Here is a 17002-nt window from a genome sequence, read left to right as displayed (position 1 = left end):
GCGAACGCAAGGCGGCATGACCCGGAATCCGGTTAATGCACGTCGCTTCTGGCCGTGTCAGCCTCCCCCTCGGCATCCGTGACCAGCCTCCGCCCTAGGACCTTGCGCAGCATGCGCGAGACCTGGTCGGCCGAGTAGGGCTTCTGCAGCAGCTCGAAGCCGGTCGAGCTCTCCCGTGCCAGGACGTGGCTGTAGCCCGAGGCCAGCACCACCGGCAGGTCCGGCAGGCGCCGCTTGAGGAGCCGCGCGAGTTCGATCCCGCCCATGCCCGGCATGACCACGTCCGAGAACACCACGTCGAAGTCGTCGCCGTCCGGCCCGAGCCTGTCCAAAGCCTCCTCTGCGTTGCCCGCCAGGGTCGTCGCGTAGCCGAGGTCCTGCAGGATCTGGGTGGCGAAGCGCCCGACCTCGATGTTGTCTTCGACCACTAGCACCCGCTGACCCGAGCCGCCGGGTTCGAGCGGGCCAGCCTCGGCGGCGACCACGCCGGGGACGGTCTCGGCCTCGACCTCGGGCAGGTAGAGCGTGAAGATCGTTCCCTGCCCGGGTGCGCTATGCACGTCCACGTCGCCGCCGGACTGCTTGGCGAAGCCGAAGACCTGACTCAGGCCGAGCCCGGTTCCCTTGCCGACGTCCTTGGTCGTGAAGAACGGCTCGAACACGCGGGCGAGCAGGTCTGGCGGGATGCCCGAGCCGGTGTCGCGCAGCGACACAGCCGCGAAGGGCCCGGCCGCTCCGACATGGCCGCGGATCGGCGGCAACGGCACACAGCACCGGAGGGACAGGGTCAACGCCCCCTCCCCATCCATGGCGTCGCGCGCGTTCACCGCCATGTTCACGAGCGCGGTTTCGAATTGGCTGACGTCCACGCGGACGAAGCACGGTTGGTCCGGCAAGTCGGTCTCCACCCTGATGCGGGCGCCGGTGACCGTATCGAGCAGGTCGGCTACCCCGGCGAGTCGCGCGCCGACGTCGAGCGTCTCGGGCTTCAGGGTCTGGCGCCGGGCGAACGCCAAGAGTTGGCCGGTCAGCTTGGCGGCCCGGTCGACCGTCTCGGAGACAGCGTTCAGGTACCGGTTCCTGCGGTCCTCGGCGAGGTCGGGGCGGCGCAGGAAATCCACTGACGAGCGGATGATGGTCAGCAGGTTGTTGAAGTCGTGCGCCACGCCCCCCGTGAGCTGCCCTACGGCCTCAAGCTTCTGCGACTGCCTCAGCGCCGCCTCGGCCTCGACAAGTTGCGAGGTCCGTTCCTCGACGCGCTGCTCAAGCGTCGCGTTCAGGGCTTCGAGGTTCGCGGCTGCCCGCACGCGCTCGATGTGCGCCCAGGAGCGCTCCGTCACCTCGGTGATCAGCGCGAGTTCGTAATCGGTCCAGGCGCGGGCAACCCGGTCGTGGATGGCCATCAGCGCCGTCAGGCGCCCATCCTTGACGAGCGGCATGCAGATTGTGGCCGCGATGCCGATGGCCTGGAAAGTGGCGGCCTCCTCGGGCGCCAGTTCCGCGAGGTTGTCGTGGATGACCAGGGGCCGCCCTGCGCCGAGATCTTGAACGGCACGCTTTCCGAAGTCCGCGAGGCTGTAGTGGCCGACGATGCTAGGCGAGCCCTCAGCCGCCCAGTCGCCCCGGATGGTGAACCCGTCCTCGTCAGGGTCCATGTCGGCGTAGGCACAGCTGGAGAGGCCGAGGTGCTCGGCAACCATGCGGGTGGTCGTGGCGAGGATCTCGTCCGCGTCGGTGACCTTCGCGGTCTCCTTCCCGAGCCGGTCGAGAAACCCGAGGCGCGCCTCGTTGGCGCGCAAGGCCGCCTCGGCCTGGATGCGCCCGGTGGTCTCTGTGCAGGCGCAGAACATGCCCGCGATCCTGCCCTCCTCGTCGCGCAGCGGCGAGTACGAGAAGGTGAACCAAGTCGGCTCGTCGCGGCCATGCCGGTTCATCAGCAGCGGCATGTTCTCCGACCAGGTCGGCTCGCCGGAGAGCGCCTTGTCGACAAGGGGCGAGATATCGGGCCAGATCTCCGCCCAGACGTCGCGGAACCGGTCGCCGAGGGAGCGGGGGTGCTTGTCGCCGAGGATCTCGACGTAGGCATCGTTGTAGAGCAAGCCGAGCTCGGGTCCGAAGGCCACGAACATCGGGAAGCGCGAGCCGAGCATCAGGCTCACGGTCGAGCGCAGGCATGGCGGCCAAGTGTCCGGATGCCCAAGTGGCGAGCCGGACCAGTCGTGGGAGCGCATCATCGCCCCCATCCGCATGCCGCCGGAGAGGAAGAGCGGGAACTCGGACGTGACGCTCTCGGTCATCTGGGTTGGGCTCGACTTACTGGCGTGCTGGTTCGGCTCAGGTGCGGGTCATCCGGTCTCTTTCCCAGTCTTCACCGACCCGGTGTACCTGACGGCAGAACCCGAAGCCTGACAAGGGAGCGCATCGCCCAGGGGATGCGGTATGTTCGCGGCCTCGGGAGCACACGCCGCGTAGCGTCATCGCTCGATTCGCGCCTACCGGCTCGGGAAAGCCTCCGGGGAGGCGCGCACCGTCGGCTCACGTGCCGACGAGGCGGAGCGTCACGGCCGCGGCATCCGAGAAAGTGGGCACCGGGTCTGGTTGCGCCCCCCGGCCTTGGCCTCGTAGAGGGCCACGTCGGCGGCGCTGTACAGCGCTTCGGCTCCTTCCCGGTCTGCGCCGGGGCCGGTCGCCAGGCCGATGCTTACCGTCACCGTGCCGGCGCCACCGAGATGCCGCCGCGCACGCCCGCCCAGGTCAGGAACGGCACGTTGCCGAGCGAGAGGTTGCCGCCCCAGCGGAACAGCAGGACCGGAGCCGAGACCGCGACGAGGCGCGCGACCAGCACGATGGGGACGGCGCAGGCGGCCAGCGCCAAGCTAGAGACCTGGAAGCGCAGGACGAGAACCTCCAAGCCGATCAGCAGGAACAGGACTGAGTTCAGGACCTCGTCGACGAGCGTCCACAGGGCCGAGACGTATTTCTGGGTGGTGTCGCTCATCGCGTAGCGCGGCGCCCGCTCGCCGACGAGAAGCCCCGCCGCGACCACGGCCAGGGGACCGCTCGTCCCGAGCTTCTGGGCGAGCGCGTAGGTCCCGGTGACGAGGGCCAGCGTGATCAGGACCTCGACGGGGAAATCGCCGATGGCCTTCATCGCCAGGTAGGCGACGTAGCCGGTCACGACGCCCAGGAGCACGCCGCCCCCGGCTTCATGCAGGAGGAGTGTCGTGACCTTGCCGACGCTCATTGCCTTGCCACCCGAGCCAGCCGCGTGGGCGAGCAATACCGTGAACAGCACGATGCCTATGCCGTCGTTGAACAGCGCCTCGCCCTGCATCTCCACTTCGAGGGCTTCCGGCACCTTCACGTTCTTCAAGGTGGCCAGTACGGCGACGGGGTCGGTCGGGCTGATCAGGACCCCGAACACCAAGGACCAGGCCAGCGGCACCGGACTGCCGAGCGCCTGCCCCGCCGCCCAGAACATCCCGCCGACCACGGCGGTGGACACGAGCGTCCCGAGAAGCGCCAGGATGGCCACGGCGAAGGCGCGGTCGCGCAGGGCGCCGAGGTCGAGGTTCAGGGCCCCGGCGAAGAGCAGGAAGGCCAGCATGCCGTTCATGACCACGCCGGTGAAGTCGACCTGATCGAGGACGCGGATGAGATCCTCGTAGAGGTGCTGCCCCGGGAAGGTGACGTCGGCGAGCACCAGCGCGAGCGAGGCGAGCAGCCCCATCACCAGCAGGCCGATGCTGTGCGGCATGCGCAGGAAGCGGCGGTTCAGCCATCCGAACACGGCCGAGAGCGTGAGCAGCAGCGCCGCCAGGTCGAAGATCGAGATCAAGGGTTGTCTTTCCCGCCCGCGGCCATCCGGAACGCGCAGAACTGCGCCGGACGGCCCGTCGCGTTCGAACTGCAACGACCGGAACGCCCCTTCGTGCCGGCCGTTGCCGGCGTCGGTGGTGTCGGTCCGCAACGATGAGCGCGCGCGTCAAAGCTTGGCTGGAAACCTTGGGCGACCTGTTCTGGCTTCGCCCGGCCCTCGTCGTGCTCGGCTGCATCCTGCTGGCGCACTTCGGGGTCTGGCTGGAAATGGCCCATGTCGCCGGCTACGACGCATCCTCTCCCGACCAAAACTGGGGGTACTCCGGCGGCGCCGAGGGCGCGCGGGCGCTGCTCAGCGCCATCGCATCCTCGAACATCGGGGTCGCGGGAACGACCTTCTCCATCACCATCGCAGCCCTGACGCTGGCATCGGGCCAGATGGGGCCACGCCTCCTGCGGAACTTCATCCGCGACGCCCGCAACCAGACGGTGCTTGGGATTTTCCTCGGCACCTTCGCCTACGCGCTGATGGTGCTGCGCACGGTGCGCACCGTTGAGGAGAGCCCGTTCGTCCCGCATCTCGCCATCACCGGCGCCATCGTTCTGGCTCTGGTCGCGGTCGGCACGCTCGTCTGGTTCGTTCATCACATCGCCACGAGCATCAACATCGAGACCGTGGTCGATGCCGTCCAGCGCGATCTGTGCGAGGCCATCGCCATCCATACGCGCGACGAGCCGGTGGCCGTCCGTCCCCCGGAGGCGCCAGCCGGTACGGCCGTCGCGGCGACCGGCGGCGGCTACATCCAGGCCATGGACACGGACGCGCTGGCGGATTGGGCCCGCGAGCACCGGGTCACGGTCACCCTGCGGGTCAGGCCCGGCGACTATGTTCCGAGCGGCTACCCGGTCGCATTCCTGTCCGCGCAGGTCGAGGGAGCCGAGGCCGCCATCCTCGACGCGGTGACGCTGGGGCGCCGCCCCGCCGCAATCCAGGACCCGGAATACTCGGTCCGGCAGTTGGTCGAGATCGCGGTGCGGGCGCTCTCGCCCGGCATCAACGACCCGTTCACGGCCGGCAGCGTGGTGGACCATCTCGGCGACGCCCTGTGCCGGATCGCGCCGCGGCACCTGCCCACCGGGGTTGTGCTCCGGGAGGGCCGAGCCGTGCTCGTCCACCCGGTGACGGACTATGACGGCCTGTGCGATGCCATGTTCCACATGATCCGGCAGAACGCCGCCGGATCGGTCCATGTCCTCGGCCGCATGCTCGACGTGCTCGCCCGCGTCGCCGAGGTCGAGAGGCTGAAGGATCGGACGGCCGAACTCTCGCGGCATGCGGATCTCGTCATCGCCGCCGCGCGGCGCGACGTGGCGGACCCATCGGACCTTGCCGACCTGGAAGACCGGCACCGACGGTTTTACGATGCCGCCGCAGTTGGCGCCTAGCGGCCGAAATCCGACGCAAGGCACCTATTCTTGAACCATCTGCTTCCTACCCTCAACTGACGCGCTGCACCCAAGGCGGCGCCCAGCTGCCGTCCAGCAGCGAAGGATTTCCGGCTTTCGGCCAGTACATCCTCAGCATGGGGATAAAATCTCCCTTCGGTGCCGGTAGCCAGTTGCTCTCCCGTTCTGGACCGGGCGAGTCATTTTGAAAATGGAGCGTAATCGAGCCGTCGGTGTTGCGCTTCAGGTCATCGCGCAGGCTGACTGTGAACTTGTTGAGGCGATTGGGTACAAACCACCAGCCTTGGTCGACCTCGTACATGGTGATGGACCAGAAGCCGTTGACGGGGGGCGTCTGCCCGGCGGCGAAAGTGAGCGTGTACTTGTTCGCGCCGTTCAGCACGCGGCCCTCACTGTCTACTGTCGTGTTCGGGTAGACCGCGTCCTCCTCAAGATTGGCGGGCCAGCCGAAGGCGGCGACTACGCCGCGCTTCATGTAATTGATGCCGTAGCGGCCGAGGCCCTTCGTCACGGTCCAGCCATTCACCTCGTTGCCAAGGCTGGAACGACCCGCTCCGATCACGGCCAGCGCCCGCTGCGGAAGGTCGCGCAGGGCTTCGCGCACGGTAAGGTCGAGCTTTGCGGCCTCAAAGGGCTGACCGGGAGCGATGCCTATGCGCGCCATGCGGGCAAGCATAGGCCCATCCTCCGGCGCCGGCGGGGCCGCCGTCCCCATCAGCCGCGCCAGTCGGTTGAAGTAGTCTTCAGCCGACATGCTGAGGATCACCGATTGCGGCTTGTCGGTCATGCTGAAGCCGGGGTTCGGGTCGACCGGCGGTGCGTGGAAGGTGAAGGGTTTTCCGAAGGAGGAGAGCGGAACGAGTTTGTACTGTTCCTGCAGGGCATTGACCGCTGCGAAGTCGGCGTCGGTACCGTTGGCATAGGTGCGACCGAGGATGAGCAGGTAGCGCGTCGGTGACTTAATTTCCCTCATGCCCGACGGAACCTGGCCCGACCAACCAGGCCCAGTGATCAGAAAGCTAGCCGCCCGGCCCCCCGTCGTGCGCGCGCCCGGGCATTCCACCACCGGCATCCAAAGACTGTACATCGGGAACAGGAAATAGCGGTCACCCATATCAGGGTGGGAGAACACCGTCGGCTCAGCGCCGAGATCGAGCCAAGCAGCCGAATAGAGCGTGTCCGCATTGGGCGCCGATACGCCGCGGTAGTCGGCCGGCGGATAGCGTTTGACGTTGATGAACTGCCCCATAGGTCCGTGCAGGCCGCCGAGCGCAGGCACGTTCGACATCTGCACCCGGGTCACCTCCGTGGTGATCAGCGAGTAGCCGTAGATATAGGCGTCCATGGCGATCCGCTCTGCATCGGATGCGCTTCCTACCAGTGCCTCGGAGACTTGCGCCGACACCAGCGACGGGTTGGCGATCAATGGCGCCGCGAGGGCAGCGCCAGTAACGAGGTTGCGCCGGGTAAAAAGAGTCATGGCTTGGCCCCTCCTGCTCGAACGTCTCGCCGTGTGGGCGGCAACACAGACTATCACGGCAACGCTTCGCCAGCCATGCACCAGATCCGATCTGTTCCTGGGTTTTATTATTGTTCATCCAGTTTCCTTCGGAGATTTTGAATTATGAGCTGCCGGTCGGGTACTTGGATCGCCCGACCTGCCAGCCTTTCAGACGTTCGTCGCACGGACGACGAACCGATTCCCACCCGAGCCGAAGTGGCCCGATGGCCGACAAATGGCCGTTTTCGGAAAGCTCGGATCACTGCCGGCAAGGCTGGCATGGGTCGGGAGCAGAACCTCACCACCGGTACCCGGCGCCAGATTTCGACTGCTACTCGGCCCCCTCGTCGGGGATGTTCAGCAGGTTGCCGCAGGCCTTGCAGTGTACGGCGTCCGGCTCGTGGCGCTGCAGCCCGCAGGCTTCGCAGGGAAAGCGCACCTTGTAGGGGCGGTACACCACCTGCGCGAGGCGGAAGAACAGCGTCACGCCGCAGATCATCACGAACACCGACAGCAGCCGGCCCGTCGGCCCCGGCAGTGTAATGTCTCCGTAGCCGGTCGTGGTCAGCGACGTGACCGTGAAGTACAGGGCGTCGACCGGCGTCTGGATGGCTGGGTTGTGGTCGTGCTGGGTCGCGTAGACGATGCCCGTCATCGTGAACACAAACACCAGGAGGTTGGTCGCGGCCAGGATCGCGTCCTCGTTGCGGCGGAACAGCCCGCTGTCCTGTCGCAGCCGCTCCAGCAGGTGGTAGGTCCGCAGCAGGCGCAGCGTGCGCAGGATGCGCAGGAACCCGACGCCCTCGGCGAGCACGGGGGCGAGGAACGAGGCCACCGCCACCAGGTCGGTCCAGGTGCTGAGATGCCGGAACTCGCGCAGCGGCGCGCGGCTGATGCCGAGGCGCGCGGCGAAGTCGAGCAGGACGCACAGGCCAAGCGACAGGTCGCAGGCGACGATCCAGTCCATCAGCGGCAGAAACGAGGTCACGACGACGAAGGCGATGGTCGCCACGTCGAACACGAGCAGGGCGTAGCGGAAGCGGTGCGCGCGCCTCGTGTCCCCTTCGTAGAGCTCGCTCAGCGTCGCGGCGGGTTTCGTCATCGGTCGTCGGGCCGGAAGGGAAGGAGGTCAGGAATCCCGCGTCGCCACGTACCCGGCCACGGCGCCTTCGGCATCACCGGACAGCCACGACAGCAGCATCAGCACCCCCATGCCGAGGAGCAGCACCCCAGCGAGGGCGAGGACCAGGCCCGACAGGCGGCCCTCGATGGCGCCGGGACGACGCCGCGGGAACTGACGAGGCATGATGCTTCACTCGGTTCTGTGAGGTCGAGGGAGGCCGCCGCGGTTCAGTCACGCGACGGCTCCGGCTCAGCGCTGGGACGGACGGGCCGGGGCGAACCGCAGCACCAGCGCCCCAGTGGCCATGCAGGCCAGCGAGCCAATCAGCACGCCGACCTTGGTCTCGGCCTCAAGCTCGGGCGCGTTCGCGAAGGCGAGCAGGCCGATGAACAGGCTCATCGTGAAGCCGACGCCGCACAGGAGCGAGACGCCGTAGACCTGCCACCAGCCGGCATGGGCCGGGCGCTGCGCAAGCCCGAGCTTCACGGCGGCGAGGACGAGGCCGAACACGCCGACCTGCTTGCCGACGAACAGGCCGAGCGCCACGCCGAGCGTGATCGGGTCGAGGAGCATCCCCGGCGTGATCCCCGCCAGCGACACGCCAGCGTTGGCGAAGCCGAACACCGGCAAGATCAGGTAGGCCGACCAGGGATGGACCGCGTGCTCCAGGATGTGGAGCGGCGAGGTCGGGTCGTCCGGCTTGCCGACGCTGAGGCGCAGCGGGACCGTCAGCGCCAGCAGCACGCCAGCGATGGTCGCGTGGATGCCCGAGGCGAGCACGAACACCCAGAGGACGACGCCGAGCAGCAGGTATGGCCAGAGGCGCGCTTCGCCGGCCTTGTTGAGCCCATAGAGCACGGCGAGCGTCGCCGCGGCCCCGCCGAGCATCGGGAGCGACAGGTCGGCGGTGTAGAACAGGGCGATGATCAGCACGGCGCCGAGGTCGTCGATGATGGCCAGCGCCGTCAGGAAGATCTTGAGGGAGACCGGCACGCGCGGGCCGAGCAGCGCCAGCACGCCCAGCGCGAAGGCGATGTCTGTAGCGGCCGGGATGGCCCAGCCGCGCAAGGTCTCGGGCGAGTGCCAATTCACGGCAGCGTAGACGAGGGCCGGCGCGGCCATGCCACCGAGAGCAGCCAGCCCAGGCAGGACCCGGTCGGGCCATGTCCGAAGGCGTCCGTCGAGCACCTCGCGCTTGATCTCCAGCCCAACGAGCAGGAAAAACACTGCCATCAAGGCGTCGTTGCTCCAGTGCAGAACCGAGAGCGGGCCGAGATAGGTCTTAAGCGCGGCGAAGTAGGCGTCGGCGAGCGGAGAGTTCGCGACGGTCAAGGCCAGCGCGGCGCTCGCCATCAGGACGAGACCGCCACCGGCCTCGCTGACGAGGATATCGCGCAAGGCCGACAGGGGGCGGCGAGGCCGCGGAACGGCATGAGACGGCGACGACACGGGCACAGGTCTCCGGCGCTGGCGGCCCGACCAGCGCTCGACCTGCCGATCCGAACTACGGACCGCGCACCCATAGCGGCCTATCGCATCGAAATTGGAGGGGCACAACCCACTCCTGTGCGGCTCGCCATAGGGAGGAGGGCAGCAAGGCAACCTTCGAAGCGAGGCTATCGGGACATTGATAACTACCGAAAGGCAGTCGCCATAGGGCAACGGGCTTTGTTTGCTTTGGGTATGCCGGAAGAGACCGCTGAATGGCCGAGATGGGCGCAAAGCCGAATGTCCGGTCTTACGCGCAATGGCGATCCAGCGTGGCGTAGTCTGGCCGAAAGCCGCCGGTCCGCTTCGGAGAAGAGCCGCCGGAAAAGCGGACGGTCGACTATCAACCCAATGCAGTCGCCTGGAGAGCTCCTGCTGCCTTCCCAAAGCGGCCATTCGGCGGCCATCAGCCAACTCCGGCTTGAGGCGGCAACCGAACCTTGTTCCTCAGTCCGAAAGCAGGCCTTCCTTTCCGATTTTTGCTAGCCATTGCGACGATCGCCTGGGTTTCTCGAGACCAATCATATGGCTGCGTCTGCTCGAAGTCGGCAGGGGTGTGAAGCCTAGGAGCGAAGCTCCGTAACGGTCTATTTGCCTTCGGCACTTATCCGAAAGCGTGACGGTTACAAGGCCCGGTCCTCGGCGGCCGTCGCGCTCCCTTGGCAATTGCGCCGTGCCGTTCCTACCGCGGCATACATCTTCACGATTGGACTCACTGGGCAATGGCACGATCACGCAAGGCTTGGCCTAAACTTGACGCCCCGATTGCGACAGTAAGGCGACGGTATCCGCAAATGAAAGCGTCGGCTCAGCACGAGGATTTCTGGTCGGTGCAGCTCGTTGTCATACCGCTGCTCGCATTTTTAGCCTTTCTCTGGTCGAACAGAACCGATGATCCGATCTGGTCACCGTTATTTGTCGATGCGATTAAATGCATAACGGTGGTAGGCATCCTCTGGTCTCTGTTCAAGATCGTGTGTTCGCATCCTCGGCAGGGGATGTCGCTTCTGGCCGGAATTTTCTTAATGAGCGCGGGCACCTATTTCTGCTCGAATATTTTTATGAAAAATCGTTTGCTGGAGTTCGACCATATTGTTGAGGCGCAACGCGCATCTACAAAACGCGCGATCGTGGGCGCCGCCGCAAAGAGCGTAGAAAGCGACCATGTACCCCTTCGAATGTTTGTTTCCCCGGGGAACTGGCACGGAAATCAGTCGGAAAACGGCGAGTTCTACTACGTTGTTTTCGATGAGACCGACCAAGTGGGACTTTATCCCGAAACGTTGGCGAAATTTCTACCATACCCGGGTACGCATTTCTCGACAGCATCTACTAACGGTCATAAAATCATTTCAAAGATCCGAGATCATTATTATCAGATCATTGAAAACTAGTTTTTGGCACGATCATGAATATTTTATCCCAAGAACTGCGTTCCTTATGTTGAAATGCGCATACGAGGCGCGGTCAAATGTTACAGCAAGGTTCTACAGACCTGCTCGATGTTGGACGCAGCACCTCTGCGCCTCCGTCAGCTGATCCGAGGCGGTATTCGGGGCCTCATCGTTGGATGTGCTTGGCAGCGTAGCGAGCCATGTCTTGAGCGTGAGCTCGGCGAGAGTGGCGCCGTGACTGTGAACGGCGTCGATCATAGTTGAGAGGCAGCGGGAATGCCTTTCCCTCTCCCGACACATGTCGCACCCGGTGGCCTCGTCGCGTAGCGCGTAGCTACGCAATCGTAAGCAAATGATGGCAAGCTTCGGCGCCGGCCAGGGGTTCGATGCCGGTGTGAAGGAACTCGCGTGGCACGTGTTCTTGTAACTGGCGGCTCAGGCTTCCTCGGCTCGCTGCTGATCACGAAGTTGCTCGAAGATGGGCACGCCGTAACCAGTATAGACAGGCTTCCCAGCAGAAATTCGCACCCGAACCTGCGCGCAATCGTTGGTGACATCCGTGACCGGCCCCTACTCGACAAGCTGCTGACAGGCTCCGGTCACGATGTCGTATTCCATTGTGCGGCGCTTCTTGCGCATGGCTCGATCCCGCCGGGCGAGTTGTGGTCGGCCAATGTTGAAGGCACGCGGACGCTCGCGGCGGCAGTCACTACGGCTGGTATCCGGAGCTTGATCTACATCTCTAGCAATTGCCTGTGGGGGCGTGGCTTCAGCCGACCGGTGCACGAGGACGATCCGCCGGAGCCTTGCGAAGTCTACGGCGCGAGCAAGTGGGAGGGCGAGAAGATACTCGCTGACCACGCGGGCGATTTCACCACCACTGTCCTGCGCTCGCCCACCATCATGGACGAGGGACGGCTCGGCCTTCTTTCGATCCTGTTCGAGTTCATCGCGGATGGGCGACGGGTTTGGGTCGTCGGCGATGGATCGAACCGGTATCAGTTCATTGCCGCGCGTGATCTGATCGCGGCGATGTTGCTGGCGTGGCAGCGTCGAACGGCCGGGGTATTCGGCATCGGCTCGGACGATGTCGGCACGATGCGCGACAGCTACGCGTATGTCATCGCAAATGCCGGCAGCCCTTCAAGGATCGGTAGCCTCCCCAAAGCGCCGACAGTCCTGGCGATGCGTGTCGCTCATGCACTCCGGGTGTCGCCGCTTGGGCCATACCATGCGCGGATGATCGCCTCGGATTTCGTTTTCGACACAACGCGGATCAAAACCGAACTGGGTTGGCGGCCGACGCTGACGAACCGCGAAATGCTGCTCTGTGCCTATCGCTACTACGCTGCCAATCGTTCCGAGATCGCGACGCGGCGTGGCGTGTCCGACCATAGCCGCTCGGCCGATATGGGCGTGATCCGCATCCTTAAATGGGTGTCTTAATGCGCTCACCTGCCCCGATGCCGTTGCCAGCAGTGCTGAGCCCCACCGCCCCTTCGCGATCAAATGAGAATGCCTCACCGGCGATCGGCGCGGCCGGCTTCGCGGCTGTCCTAATCGCGGTTGGCTCGCACCATGAGGCTTGGTTCGACGAGGCGCAGGCGTGGCTCCTGGCCCGCGACAGTGCACTGCCGGACCTCCTTCTCCACCGTTTGCACTACGAGGGAACGCCCGGTCTCTGGCACATGCTGCTGTGGCTGGCCTCGCACGCTGGATACCCGTTCTTGGGCCTCTGGCTCATCAGCTCCGCGATCGCAGTGTCGGGCGCGTTTCTCGTCTTGCGCACCGCGCCATTCCCCGTATGGCTTCGGCTCGGCATCATTGGGTCTTATTTTTTCGCCTACCAATATTCTGTCGTGGCACGCAGCTACGCGCTTGATCTTTTGTTGATGCCGCTTGCTGCCTTGCTGTTCCCGCGGCGGGCAACACAGCCGATGCCCTATGCGATCGTTTTAGGACTGCTCGCCAACGCTAATGCACACAGCTTCATGGTTGCCGGAACGCTGTATGCTGAAGCAATCCTTCTAGCCTTACATGCGGGCAACTGGCGGCAATCCGCCTTCTACCGCAGCACAGCGTTGTTCGTCTTCCTGGCACTGTGTGCCATCCTGCAGGCATGGCCCGCCTCGGACGTCAGCTTTAATGCGTCGGGCATTGACTTCGACCGCTCGGGCAGGCTGCTCAGGGAAGCCTTCGTCGATCGCGTAGGCTTCGGAACCCACGATGCGCCCTTCGAAGTCCAGAAGCTCGCCTCAGTACTAATTCTGCTCCCCTCGCTAATTCTGTTCCGCCGTGCCGGAACCTTCATCCTTGTCGGTTCCTTAGCTCTCAGCTTGTTGGTCTTCTCGGCGCTGCAGCCGACTAACGTCTGGCACTCCGGAATTCTGTTTCTCGTCTGGATCTTCGGGCTCTGGATCAGCTGGCCAACGCTGAACGCTTGCAGTCGCAGCCTGCGCGGGCTCGTCTTGACGAGCGTCGCGGCCCTTGTCCTGCTCCAAGACGCTCAAACCGCCGCAGCCTGGATTAGAGAGGTCAGGGAACCCTATTCATCAGGTCTGGGGGCGGCCGCGATCGTGCGTGCCGCGCGCGAGCGAGATCCAGCGGTGCGAGTCGCGGCGGTAGGCTTCAAAGCATTTTCCCTACAACCGTGGTTCAATCATAATGTGTTCGCGAACTATGATGGGGGACGGTCGAGGCCGGCATTCTATGTTTGGCAACGTCAGCAGGCCTTCTCACCGAATGTGGAGCTAAGTTTCTTCCGCACCACCTTGGCCGGGAGGTACGAACTGATCGCGCTCTCGACTGACCTCCCGACTGGCTCCGATCTGAAGGACTACGTTTTGGCGGGATCAGAAAACGGGTACTGTCCAACCGCGAGGGTCTCTGGTCACCTTATCTGGAAGGCCTATCGTCGCGAGGATGACGGCATCCTCTTCTTTGAGCGGTGCCCTACCTAGCGGGGCGCTGCTGGCTGAGGCCACTCGGCCCCAGCTGCAGTTCGCTGCCCTACTGAGCAGCCTGCATGCCGACGTCCCCGGCTTTGGTAATGGGTCGTGAGCGGGCGCGGCGACGGTGTCCGCTTCTATGCTTTGCCGCCCGGAAGCGGACCGGCCGAAATCCACCCTCAGCGGACCTCCAGACAACGCACAGCATGAACGTGTGTGCCGCCCTTCGCTGTGGCCCTCCGGCACCTCGACGGAGTACTCGACGCACCCGCGCGCGAGGAAAGCATCATGGCCGGGGATGCTGACGAGGCCATTGAGGTGGCCAAACGAATCCACGTCGACATGGTCGGCACGGGCACAAACTCGATCTATCTCACCGACCCCGCAGGGCACGTGATCTGGTCGCTGCGCCTGGGAGAGGTGTGGCTGGATCGAGACTGCTGAGGAGGAGCGGACGACCGGGCACGCCTACAGACGGCAACCGGGAACGCCGCCGCGGGCCGGCGGGTTTTGCGGCCATGAAAGATAGAGCTCCTTTCGTCGTCATCGGCGCCGTGGCTCCCGGCTACACGATCGCCCTCCTCGCCGCCGTGGCGGTTCAGGCATTGTGAGCAATGCCAGCTATCGGGACCGTGCCGTTCATCATGGCCGCGCTATTCACCGGAGGATGTATCGCAATCCGGCGGCTTGAGCGACATGCCGACAAGGTCACAGAGTTTCTTTCAATCATTCTTATCATAATGTTGGTGTTCGTTGTGATCGGATGGTTCGGAAATTACATGGACTCCAGAGCGAATAACTACGAAAAAGAGCCGGTAGCACAACATAATAATCAATCTAGAGCTATTTCGGCGGCACCCGCCAGGGATTTCGGGACTGATTAGTCTTCAAACCCTCGGGTAGACCACGCCCACATCAACCATGTCGACACTCAACGACGGCCGATTGCCCGCCCGGAACATGTGCCGTATCGTGTTCGACGCGATGCGCTCGCCATTGAGGTTCACATGGGTGCGCACAACGGTCTCGGCCCTGCTGGGACGGGGGCGCTCGGCCTCAACGTAGCAACCTTCCCCGGTTCTGCGCGCCCGAGACCTCAGTGCGTGTGGTGTGATGCCCCTGGTGCTGCTGTGCCGTTACAATTTGGACCACGCTGTGTTTCGAAATGATCGATCGATACGCAGCGTGGCTGTTTCAATATTGTATAGCACGGCTCCATAGAGGTGCGTTGACGCTCTTTCGCGGCATGCTTTAGTGCGTGGCTGCTGCCCCGCTCACGCGCCAGACCGTGTTGCCGACATCGTCCGCCACGATCAGGGCGCCGGTCCGGTCGAGCGCTACGCCGACCGGCCGTCCGCGAACAGTCTTATGGTCCTGCGCGAGGAAATCGGTGACCACTGGGACTGGGTCCCCGTTCGGGCGTCCATCGGCGAAGGGTACGAAGATCACCTGATAGCCGTTCAGCGGATCGCGGTTCCAGCTGCCATGCTCGCCTACGAACGCGCCATTGGCGAATTGCGGTGACACCTTCTGACCTTGGGTGAACGCGACACCGAGGGTCGCGACGTGGGAGCTCAATCCATAATCCGGCTTGATCGCCTTCGCGACCATGTCCGGCTTCTGCGGCTGGACGCGGTCGTCCACGTGCTGCCCCCAGTAGCTGTAGGGCCAACCGTAGAAGCCGCCCTCCTTGATCGAGGAAAGATAGTCCGGATCCGCATCCGGCCCGTTCTCGTCGCGTCCGTTGACGACGGCGAACAACTGCCCTGTTCCGGGCTGGACGGCGAGGTTCGTCGGGTTGCGTATCCCGGTCGCGTAGAGGCGTTTGGCGCCGGTCAGCCTGTCGACCTCGAAGATGGCCGCACGATCCTCCTCGATATCCATCCCGTTTTCGGCGACGTTGCTGTTGGACCCGACGCCGACGTAGAGCTTTGATCCATCGGGGCTGGCGACCATCGCCTTGGTCCAATGATGGTTGATCGGGCCGGCCGGGAGATCCACGAGCTTGGTCCCCGGCTCCTTGATCTCGGTCTGCCCGGGCTTGAACGGATAGGCGATGATCGCGTCGGTGTTGGCCACGTACAGCGTATCCGCCACCACCGCGACCCCGTAGGGCGAGTGCAGATTGTCGGCGAGCACCGTCTTCATCTCCGGAATGCCATCGCCGTCGACATCCCGCAGCAACGTGATGCGATTGCCGCCCTTGTCGGCAGCACCGCCGCGGGCCTTGATCAAACCCGAGATGTAATCCTTCGGCCGTAAAGGCTTGGTGCCAGGGCCGTTGCTTTCGGCGACCAGGATGTCGCCGTTGGAGAGCGGGTAGACGATACGCGGATGCATCAGCCCGTTCGCCATGGCTTGGATGCGCAGGCCGGCGGGAACCGTGGGCGTTTCCCCCTCCTTCCAGCCGACGGCCTGCGGCACGCTCATCGGGGGGACGAGGTACTCGCGGGACTCCGGAATGTCCGGGTTCGACCCGTATTGCTTCGCGGGATCGCCTCCCTTGTCGTTGCAGCCGGCAAGCAGGGCAACGACCATCAGGCTGGAAGCCGCGCGGAATCGCTTCACGGTCATGCGATGTCTCCCTGGGCGGGCATCTTGAGGCCGGTCACGCACCAGCCGCGAAGGCCGGCTACGAGGAGCAGGATCGCGACGATGGCCGACACAGTGATCCCGGACGGAACGACAGACCTCCAGCCATCGCGCGTGTGGATGAAGACGTTGACGATCGAGAGGATCGCGACGACGGCAAGCAGGGCGAAATCCGGCCAGCTGATCGGCCCGGCCCTGCCGAGCACGAAATCGAGCACGAGCACGAGCGCGGCGATGAGGGCTAGCACGAGCCCGCCGGTGATCAGCCACGCCGAAAAGTTGGCCCACTGCATCAGCGCATTACTGAAATACATGGAGTCCGTGAATAGGGCGGCCATCAGCAAGGCCCCGCCAAGTCCGACGAACAATGGGTGCAGCGGCCTGGGCGTACGGGCCCCGCCGATTTGCCTAGTCATTTTTACCTCCAAAGAAGCAACGACTTGAGAAAGCTCGGTCGAGCATGGGTGAAACGCGAAATCTCGGGAAGGGGACAAACGTACTTGATGACTTTATCGCGAATGCGACGCGCCAACGCCGTAATACCACCGAGGCCACAACGAGCAGTTATGGTGCCATTCGCACAAAATCGGATCTGCGGTAGCGACGCGGTGCCGCAAGTGCGCAACAGATTTCCCGGGTTGTAAGAAGTAATAAGTTTCTGATTTGTATC

Annotated in this window: 13 protein-coding genes and 1 pseudogene; 5 read left to right on the top strand and 9 right to left on the bottom strand. The window is 64.4% G+C overall.

The genetic code is table 11. The features are described 5' to 3' along the window. Positions 1-32 precede the first annotated feature (32 nt). The 3 genes and pseudogenes from M6G65_RS27485 to M6G65_RS27475 all read right to left on the bottom strand — a co-directional run bounded on the left by M6G65_RS27485 (position 33) and on the right by M6G65_RS27475 (position 3838). Positions 33-2297 (bottom strand): ATP-binding protein, encoded by a 2265-nt coding sequence (locus tag M6G65_RS27485; RefSeq protein ID WP_250103128.1) that lies wholly within the window; start codon positions 2295-2297, stop codon positions 33-35. Between the two features lie 261 nt (positions 2298-2558). Further along, positions 2559-2723 (bottom strand): annotated as a pseudogene (locus M6G65_RS27480) (diguanylate cyclase domain-containing protein); the annotation flags it as partial. Beyond that, positions 2708-3838 (bottom strand): cation:proton antiporter, encoded by a 1131-nt coding sequence (locus tag M6G65_RS27475; RefSeq protein WP_250103126.1) that lies wholly within the window; start codon positions 3836-3838, stop codon positions 2708-2710. The gene M6G65_RS27475 and the pseudogene M6G65_RS27480, both read right to left, overlap by 16 nt. Positions 3839-3972: 134 nt before the next feature. Here M6G65_RS27475 and M6G65_RS27470 point away from each other — a divergent pair, with 134 nt between their 5' ends. Continuing rightward, positions 3973-5265: a DUF2254 domain-containing protein gene (locus M6G65_RS27470; RefSeq protein ID WP_238199559.1), complete on the top strand. Its 1293-nt coding sequence runs from the start codon at positions 3973-3975 to the stop codon at positions 5263-5265. Positions 5266-5317: 52 nt separating this feature from the next. On the opposite strand, the gene M6G65_RS27465 is transcribed toward M6G65_RS27470, so the two are convergent. The 4 genes from M6G65_RS27465 to nhaA all read right to left on the bottom strand — a co-directional run bounded on the left by M6G65_RS27465 (position 5318) and on the right by nhaA (position 9359). Next, positions 5318-6766, bottom strand: a complete 1449-nt coding sequence (locus tag M6G65_RS27465; RefSeq protein WP_238199558.1) for a DUF1254 domain-containing protein — start codon at positions 6764-6766, stop codon at positions 5318-5320. A 352-nt stretch (positions 6767-7118) separates the two neighbouring features. After that, positions 7119-7889 (bottom strand): potassium channel family protein, encoded by a 771-nt coding sequence (locus M6G65_RS27460; RefSeq protein WP_250103125.1) that lies wholly within the window; start codon positions 7887-7889, stop codon positions 7119-7121. Between the two features lie 27 nt (positions 7890-7916). Beyond that, complete coding sequence (locus M6G65_RS27455; RefSeq protein ID WP_238199556.1) at positions 7917-8093, bottom strand: hypothetical protein; 177 nt, start codon at positions 8091-8093, stop codon at positions 7917-7919. Positions 8094-8159: 66 nt separating this feature from the next. Next, positions 8160-9359, bottom strand: a complete 1200-nt coding sequence (gene nhaA / locus M6G65_RS27450; protein ID WP_238199555.1) for a Na+/H+ antiporter NhaA — start codon at positions 9357-9359, stop codon at positions 8160-8162. 869 nt (positions 9360-10228) lie between these two features. Here nhaA and M6G65_RS27445 point away from each other — a divergent pair. The 4 genes from M6G65_RS27445 to M6G65_RS27430 all read left to right on the top strand — a co-directional run bounded on the left by M6G65_RS27445 (position 10229) and on the right by M6G65_RS27430 (position 14184). Further along, the gene (locus tag M6G65_RS27445; RefSeq protein WP_238199553.1) at positions 10229-10792 is read left to right on the top strand and encodes a hypothetical protein; all 564 of its coding nucleotides are present in this window, start codon (positions 10229-10231) and stop codon (positions 10790-10792) included. Between the two features lie 408 nt (positions 10793-11200). Further along, positions 11201-12238: an NAD-dependent epimerase/dehydratase family protein gene (locus tag M6G65_RS27440; RefSeq protein WP_238199552.1), complete on the top strand. Its 1038-nt coding sequence runs from the start codon at positions 11201-11203 to the stop codon at positions 12236-12238. A 32-nt stretch (positions 12239-12270) separates the two neighbouring features. After that, on the top strand, positions 12271-13752 hold the full coding sequence (locus tag M6G65_RS27435) for a hypothetical protein (RefSeq protein WP_238199551.1): 1482 nt from the start codon (positions 12271-12273) through the stop codon (positions 13750-13752). A 276-nt stretch (positions 13753-14028) separates the two neighbouring features. Then, complete coding sequence (locus M6G65_RS27430) at positions 14029-14184, top strand: hypothetical protein (protein WP_238199550.1); 156 nt, start codon at positions 14029-14031, stop codon at positions 14182-14184. A gap of 807 nt (positions 14185-14991) precedes the next feature. Here M6G65_RS27430 and M6G65_RS27425 read toward each other — a convergent pair. Both M6G65_RS27425 and M6G65_RS27420 read right to left on the bottom strand, forming a co-directional pair. After that, entirely contained in the window at positions 14992-16314 is a 1323-nt protein-coding gene (locus tag M6G65_RS27425; protein WP_250103124.1) for a PQQ-dependent sugar dehydrogenase, read from the bottom strand. Then, positions 16311-16670, bottom strand: coding sequence for a DUF2231 domain-containing protein (locus M6G65_RS27420; RefSeq protein WP_238199565.1), 360 nt, complete (start codon positions 16668-16670; stop codon positions 16311-16313). The genes M6G65_RS27425 and M6G65_RS27420 overlap by 4 nt, the downstream gene beginning before the upstream one ends. Between the last annotated feature and the right edge of the window lie 332 nt (positions 16671-17002).

This window comes from Methylobacterium tardum, assembly GCF_023546765.1.
Lineage (GTDB): Bacteria > Pseudomonadota > Alphaproteobacteria > Rhizobiales > Beijerinckiaceae > Methylobacterium > Methylobacterium tardum.
The sequence above is the reverse complement of the archived record's forward strand: the minus strand, read 5'-3'. Positions and strand labels throughout refer to the sequence as shown.